Raw genomic sequence first — 7,599 nt, 5'->3', positions numbered from 1 at the left:
TTCTAATGTATCTTCTACGAATTCCTTCTCTTTTGCAAATTCTAAATAGCGATCCGCATATTTCTTCGCCTGTTGAAATAACCCCATATATGCATAATTATTTGCAATAAAATAATAGCACTGTTCAAGTTCTGGATTAGATCTAACTAACTTTAAGAAGATTTGATTCGATTCTTGATATTCACCAGCCTCAGATAATACTGATGCTAATTGACATAAAATAAACGGCTCCTTCTCACTTTGTGCCGCTCTTCGAAAATATTTAATTGCATCTTGCAATTTTTGCCCTTTGTAAGCTCTCATCCCTTTTTTATAAAAGAAGTCCGCTAGCTGATTAAAAGAGATAACTTGTCCGTTCTCCTTATATATTCTTTGATTTTTCCCCATATATCCTCCAGTTTTTTGTTTTCTTCGTTCACACATTCTTCTATCTATAAGTATAAACGATTCCGTAAAAAACAAAACAGTATATTCTACTCAATTATTTCCTTTTTATTCATAAAAAAAGAAGAGAAATGTTACATTTTCACCATGAACCTTCTCTTGCGGTCATTTGCTCTTTCGTATAAATAATACGCATTGGATTTCCACCTACGAAAGCTCCGCTCGGTACATCTCTATGAACAAGTGTGCCAGCTGAGACAGTCGCACCATCTCCAATTTTCACACCTGGTAATATTGTTACATTCGCTCCAATCATCACTTCATTTCCAATGATGATTTCCCCAAGTCGATATTCACGAATTAAATATTCATGTGCTAAAAGCGTTGTGTTATAACCAATAATCGAATTCTCTCCCACAGTTATCTTTTCTGGGAACATAATATCCGGCATTACCATAAGTGCAAATGATGTTTTCTTTCCTACTTTCATCCGTAAAAAAGTACGGTACAACCAATTCTTCACAGATAAAAATGGCGTGTAACGCGCAATTTGGATAATAATAAAGTTTTTCATTACCTTCCAAAAAGACACTGTTTTATACACATTCCATAATGAATTTCCTCCTGAAACAGGATAGCGCGTTGTCCGTCGCACTTAGCTCGCTCCTCTACTAACTTACTTGGACCTTTATGAACGGTTCATATTAGACAAAATCGGTAGCAAATCACTCATTTTATCTAGCATAAAGTCCGGCTTGTAAGCTTCTAAATACGCTCTACCTTTCAACGTCCATGAAACCGCAGCTGTTTTCGTCCCCGCATTTTGACCACCGACAATATCATGATGATTATCCCCAACCATCAATGCCTCTTCTGGTTTTGCATCTAATAATTCAAGCGCTTTTTGAAGTGGCTCTGGATGTGGTTTCACATGCTCTACATCATCAATTGTCACGACAACATCAAAAAATTCATCAAGCTTTGACAACTGTAATCCCATCTCAACGGTTTGTCTCGCTTTCGTTGTAACAATACCAACTTTATAACCTTGCTTCTTCAACTCTCGAACTGTTTCATATACAGTTTCATATTCTTCTACTAATTCATCATGATGATCATGGTTAAATTCGCGATAGCTTGTAATCATCTCTTCAACCTTACTTTCATCAATCTTGCTGAAAGTATCATGCAAAGATGGACCGATAAATGGCAACACATCTTCACGCTTATATTGATTTGGATAATATGTATGTAAAGTATGTAAAAAAGAAGAAATAATAAGTTCGTTTGTATTAATTAAAGTTCCATCTAAATCAAATAACACTGTATTTATTCTCATTGCCTTAGTCCTTTCGCTTTCCTGAATATGAAAGAAGCAGCATCTTACAATAAGATGCTACTTTTCTCTAATTTTCCGAATATCTTTTATCAGCTTGCCCCATTTTTCGTCTCACAATAATGAAAATAATAGAAATAACAACAAGTCCAATTGACATTACTTGTGCAATACGAAGTGGTCCTAGCATTAAACTATCTGTACGTAAGCCTTCTACGAAGAAGCGTCCTACTGAATACCAAATTAAATATGTGAAGAATAATTCCCCGCGGCGTAAATTCACTTTTCTTAATGCAAGTAGTAAAATTACACCTACAAAATTCCATAATGATTCATATAAAAACGTCGGATGATAGTACACACCCTCAATATACATTTGATTAATAATGAAATCTGGTAAATGAAGACCTTCTAAAAACTGTCTCGTTACTTCATCACCATGTGCCTCTTGGTTCATAAAGTTTCCCCATCGGCCAATTGCTTGTCCTAGTAAAATACTTGGCGCAGCAATATCCGCCAACTTCCAGAATGAAACCCCGCGTCGCTTTGCAAAAAGAATGCCGGTAATAACCGCTCCGATTAAACCACCATGAATCGCCAAGCCACCTTGACGAATATTAATAATTTGACTCGGGTTTTGCGCGTAATATTCCCATTCAAAAATAACATAATACATTCTCGCAAATAGAATAGCGATCGGTACTGCAATTAATACAAGGTCAACAAATGTATCTTTTGGAATACCTAGCCTTTCTCCCTCGCGAGTTGCTAGCCAAAGACCTAATAGCACACCTGTACCGATAATAATCCCGTACCAATAAACAGGAAACGGCCCAAGTTGGACAGCTACGCGGTCAAGCTGCGGTACAGAACCTAACAGCATATGTATGACCTCCCTCTCCAATGTTTACTCCTGATTCCCTAACTCAATCGCACTCATTAATCGTTCTGAGAACTGCTGTGCTGCATTGACTCCCATACGTTTTAAACGGAAGTTCATCGCTGCTACTTCAATAATAACAGCCAAGTTTCGACCAGGACGAACTGGAAGTGTAATCTTCGTAAGTTCTGTATCAATAATTTTCATCTTCTCTTCATCAAGACCTAAGCGATCATAATTTTTCTTTTGATCCCAAATTTCAAGATTAATAACAAGTGTAATACGCTTATAATTTCGCACTGCCCCTGCACCGAATAACGTCATAACGTTAATGATACCTAGACCACGAATTTCTAATAAATGCTCAATTAAATCTGGTGAGCTTCCTACTAATGTGTCTTCATCTTCTTGGCGAATTTCTACACTATCATCCGCAACAAGGCGATGGCCACGCTTCACAAGTTCAAGAGCTGTCTCACTTTTACCAACACCACTTTGACCTGTAATTAAAACACCAACACCGTAAATATCCACTAATACACCATGAACAGCAGTTGTTGGTGCTAGCTTACCTTCTAAATAATTGGTTAAACGACTTGATAATCTCGTTGTCGTTTGAGAAGAACGTAATAAAGGCATGCCTGATTCACGTGATGCTTGTAATAACTCATCTGGTACATCTTGATTACGAGTTATAATAATACATGGCGTCTCCTCGGTACAAAGCGCTTTCATTCTCTCTTGTTTTTGTTCTGTCGTTAACGTATCAAAGAACGTAAGCTCCGTTTTTCCAAGAAGCTGCACGCGATCAGCTGGATAATATGTAAAGAATCCTGCCATTTCAATTCCAGGTCGTGATAAATCACTTGTATCAATCGGACGATGAATTCCTTCCTCACCACTTATTAACTCCAATTGAAATTGTTCAATTAAATCTTTTGTCCTTACTTTTGGCATATGTATAAACCTCCACTCCGCTGCGGGTTCAGTCTCGTTTGATGTAAAATTCCATTCTACCGGATATTGTACCATTTTTTTCTGGAAACAAGAAATACGGTTTCTGATAAATAGAAAAAAACATTTCATACGAATAATGAAATGTTTTTCTTTTTGTCATTTTCTCTTTTTTTCATATAGAGGTTCCACAATTACCTTTTCAATAATCATATTAAAAATTGAAATACAAATTGCCGCAACAATCGCTACACCAAATCCTGATATATTAAAAGCATCTCCTAATAATGAATCTGCTATTTTTAACGTAATCGCATTAATAACAATTAAGAAGAAGCCGAAAGTTACAACAGTAATTGGTAGCGTAATTAAAATTAAAAACGGCTTTACGAACACATTTAAAACAGCCAAAATAATACTCGCAATAATTGCAGTTTGTATATTCGCTACGTAAAACGCGTCTGGTGCAATCCCTTTTAAAAGTCCCGATACAGCGATTAACACAACGCTATTTACAAGAAGTGATACAATCCATCTCATTTTCTTACACATCCTTTTAACATATATATTTCATCATACGCTAATAGACAATAAACGCAAGTATCATACAAATACTTATACCAACTTATTCTACTCTTCACGCTTGTATACCTACCAACATTTCTTTGTGAAATAGGGACCACACCATCTATGTTCATGAGTTTTTACAAAAGTCCAAGTGAAATCTTTATCTACAATATAGATATCACCTTTATACGCATCATCTGTCTCACACAATGTATCATCCATATGTAATAAACTCGCATCCTTTATTAATAGTACCTCATCACAGTGTTGGTAGAAAATGTAGCACTCCTTTTTCACTTCATTATGAAACGCGCTCTCTGCTTCTATTCCTTCTAAGCACTTCTTTTTCTCATAACTAAATATGTGCCAAAGATATCCACATACATACTTATCTCCGTAAAAGAAAATGTCTTCTTTTTCTTCATCACTTAAATGGTTTGCAAAGTTATTCTCCCAGCGCTTCCGAAAATATACACCCCACTTTTGGAACTTTCTTACCTTCATATTCTTCTTTCGCAACACATCTAAAAACTCCATCATCTCCCCCTATACAATAAAAACCGAGCGTCATTTCCACTCGGTTTTCATCAATAAACTTATTGCGATAACTCTACTTCTTTTATTTTCTCTTTCATTCTTGCTTTATCACGATTTAAAATCTCTTTTAAATACTTACCAGTATACGAGCGCTCTTCTTTTACTACTTGCTCTGGCGTTCCCGAAGCGACGATTTGTCCACCTTTGTCCCCGCCTTCTGGTCCAAGGTCAACGATATAATCAGCTGTTTTAATCACATCTAAATTATGTTCAATTACAAGTACCGTCTCACCACTCTCAACAAGACGTTGCAGCACTTCTAGAAGACGTGCAATATCATGCGCATGTAAACCAGTCGTTGGCTCATCTAAAATATATAACGTACGACCTGTAGAACGACGGTGTAATTCAGAAGCTAATTTCACACGCTGTGCTTCCCCACCAGATAATGTTGTTGCTGGTTGACCTAATTTCATATAACCAAGCCCAACATCTACAAGCGTTTGAAGTTTACGCTTAATTTTAGGAATATTGGCGAAGAATTCTACTCCATCTTCAATTGTCATCCCTAACACTTCAGAAATATTCTTATCTTTATATTTCACTTCTAACGTTTCACGATTATATCGTTTACCGTGACAAACTTCACACGGAACATACACATCTGGTAAGAAATGCATTTCGATTTTAATAATTCCATCTCCACGGCACGCTTCACAACGGCCACCTTTTACGTTAAAGCTGAAACGTCCTTTTTGATATCCGCGCACTTTAGCTTCGTTCGTTTGTGCAAACACATCACGAATATCATCGAATACACCTGTGTACGTCGCTGGATTAGAACGTGGTGTACGACCAATTGGCGATTGATCAATATCAATTACTTTATCTAAATGTTCAAGACCTTTAATCTCTTTATGAGTACCTGGCTTCGCTTTCGCTTTATATAACTTTTGCGCTAACGATTTATATAGTACTTCATTAATCATCGTACTTTTACCTGATCCAGATACACCTGTTACCGCTACAAACGTACCGAGTGGGAATGACATTTTTGCATTCTTTAAGTTATTCTCTTTTGCACCGACAATCTCCACTTTACGTCCGTCACCTTTACGTCTTTCAAGTGGAACTGGAATAAACTCTTTACCACTTAAATATTTTCCTGTTAACGAATTATCATCTTGCATCACTTCAGCTGGTGTCCCTGCCGATACAACTTGCCCACCGTGAATACCTGCACCCGGTCCGATATCAAGTAAATAATCAGCAGCCATCATTGTATCTTCATCATGCTCAACAACGATTAATGTATTACCTAAATCGCGCATTTCTTGCAACGTACGAATAAGACGATCGTTATCGCGCTGATGTAAACCGATAGAAGGCTCATCAAGAATGTAAAGTACGCCAGTAAGACGAGAACCAATTTGCGTCGCTAAACGAATACGCTGCGCCTCACCACCTGATAAAGTTCCTGCGGCACGACTTAACGTTAAATAATCTAAACCGACGTTCACTAAGAACCCAACGCGCTCTTGGATTTCTCTTAAAATTAAATGAGCAATTTTTTGTTGTTTCTCCGTTAGCTCCACATTCGAGAAGAATTCCTGTACTTCTTGAACAGAATACTTCGTTACATCAGCAATCGTTTTATCACCAACGAAAACAGCTAAACTCTCAGGCTTTAAGCGTCCACCTTTACACTTCGGACAAGCTTGCTCTGCCATATACTTTTCCATTTGCTCACGGACATAATCAGAACTCGTTTCACGATAACGACGTTCGATATTTGGAATAACACCTTCAAATAAAATCTCATTTTCCTTTACTTGACCAAATTCATTTACATAGCGGAAATAAACTTTCTCTTCACCGCTTCCGTACAACACTTTATCAAATAAATCTTTCGGTATATCTTTCACAGGCACATCCATATCAACGCCGTAATGATTACATACAGATTGTAAAAGCTGTGGGTAATATTGTGAGCTTGTCGGTTCCCATGGAGCAATCGCATGTTCATTTAATGATAAATCCCAGTTCGGAATAACAAGTTCTAAATCTACCTCTAGCTTTGAACCAAGTCCATCACAAGAAGGACATGCTCCGAATGGACTGTTGAATGAGAACATACGCGGCTCTAATTCTCCGATTGAAAAACCACAATGCGGACAAGCATGATGTTCACTAAATAGAAGTTCCTCTTCTCCCATTACATCGATTAACACTCGGCCTCCGCCAAGCTTTAATGCACTTTCAAGTGAATCAGCAAGACGGCTTGCGATTCCTTCTTTTACAACAATACGGTCAATTACAACTTCAATGGAATGCTTCTTATTTTTATCTAACGTAATCTCTTCAGACACATCAAGCATTTCACCATCAACACGTACACGAACATACCCTTGCTTCTTAATATCTTCAAGTACTTTCACATGCGCTCCTTTACGCCCAGACACGATAGGCGCTAACACTTGCAATTTCGTACGCTCAGGATATTCAAGAACACGGTCTACCATCTGCTCGACTGTTTGTGATGTAATTTCAATCCCATGATTCGGACAAATTGGCGTACCAATTCGTGCAAATAATAAACGTAAATAATCATAAATCTCCGTCACTGTTCCGACAGTTGAACGTGGATTACGACTCGTCGTTTTTTGATCGATTGAAATCGCCGGTGACAATCCTTCAATCGTATCTACATCCGGCTTATCCATTTGTCCTAAAAACTGGCGCGCATACGCAGATAACGATTCTACATATCTGCGCTGCCCTTCTGCATAAATCGTATCAAATGCTAATGATGATTTCCCCGAACCAGACAATCCCGTTACAACGACAAGCTGATTTCTCGGAATGGTTACATCAATATTTTTTAAGTTATGTGCTCTAGCACCTTTTACAACGATAAAATCCTTGCTCTTACTCACTCTTT

At 37.5% G+C, this 7,599-nt stretch carries 7 protein-coding genes and 1 pseudogene; all 8 read right to left on the bottom strand.

What is annotated here, in order from left to right:
• Positions 1-387, bottom strand: a pseudogene (locus MR167_RS07665) (tetratricopeptide repeat protein); the annotation flags it as partial.
• A 139-nt stretch (positions 388-526) separates the two neighbouring features.
• Entirely contained in the window at positions 527-1,039 is a 513-nt protein-coding gene (locus MR167_RS07660; protein ID WP_001255086.1) for an acyltransferase, read from the bottom strand.
• A 33-nt stretch (positions 1,040-1,072) separates the two neighbouring features.
• Positions 1,073-1,723 (bottom strand): pyrophosphatase PpaX, encoded by a 651-nt coding sequence (gene ppaX / locus MR167_RS07655; RefSeq protein WP_003256046.1) that lies wholly within the window; start codon positions 1,721-1,723, stop codon positions 1,073-1,075.
• A 67-nt stretch (positions 1,724-1,790) separates the two neighbouring features.
• Entirely contained in the window at positions 1,791-2,603 is an 813-nt protein-coding gene (gene lgt, locus MR167_RS07650; protein ID WP_000924241.1) for a prolipoprotein diacylglyceryl transferase, read from the bottom strand.
• A gap of 24 nt (positions 2,604-2,627) precedes the next feature.
• Positions 2,628-3,557, bottom strand: a complete 930-nt coding sequence (gene hprK / locus MR167_RS07645; RefSeq protein WP_001127251.1) for an HPr(Ser) kinase/phosphatase — start codon at positions 3,555-3,557, stop codon at positions 2,628-2,630.
• Between the two features lie 156 nt (positions 3,558-3,713).
• Positions 3,714-4,094: a phage holin family protein gene (locus MR167_RS07640; RefSeq protein WP_001267311.1), complete on the bottom strand. Its 381-nt coding sequence runs from the start codon at positions 4,092-4,094 to the stop codon at positions 3,714-3,716.
• Positions 4,095-4,205: 111 nt separating this feature from the next.
• Positions 4,206-4,658: a DUF4275 family protein gene (locus MR167_RS07635; protein WP_000394721.1), complete on the bottom strand. Its 453-nt coding sequence runs from the start codon at positions 4,656-4,658 to the stop codon at positions 4,206-4,208.
• Between the two features lie 59 nt (positions 4,659-4,717).
• A complete protein-coding gene (gene uvrA, locus MR167_RS07630; RefSeq protein ID WP_000045589.1) occupies positions 4,718-7,594 on the bottom strand; it encodes an excinuclease ABC subunit UvrA in 2,877 nt (958 codons plus the stop codon).
• Between the last annotated feature and the right edge of the window lie 5 nt (positions 7,595-7,599).

Origin of the sequence: Bacillus cereus group sp. BfR-BA-01355, from assembly GCF_022663675.1 — a bacterium.
In the GTDB taxonomy this organism is placed as follows: Bacteria; Bacillota; Bacilli; order Bacillales; family Bacillaceae_G; genus Bacillus_A; species Bacillus_A thuringiensis_S.
This window is presented reverse-complemented; position numbering and strand designations above follow the sequence as displayed.

Bases quoted from the DNA above. Each gene is read 5' to 3' on its own strand.
- ppaX (WP_003256046.1), bottom strand. From the start codon at position 1,723: ATGAGAATAAATACAGTGTTATTTGATTTAGATGGAACTTTAATTAAT.
- MR167_RS07635 (WP_000394721.1), bottom strand. From the start codon at position 4,658: ATGGAGTTTTTAGATGTGTTGCGAAAGAAGAATATGAAGGTAAGAAAG.
- MR167_RS07640 (WP_001267311.1), bottom strand. From the start codon at position 4,094: ATGAGATGGATTGTATCACTTCTTGTAAATAGCGTTGTGTTAATCGCT.
- lgt (WP_000924241.1), bottom strand. From the start codon at position 2,603: ATGCTGTTAGGTTCTGTACCGCAGCTTGACCGCGTAGCTGTCCAACTT.
- hprK (WP_001127251.1), bottom strand. From the start codon at position 3,557: ATGCCAAAAGTAAGGACAAAAGATTTAATTGAACAATTTCAATTGGAG.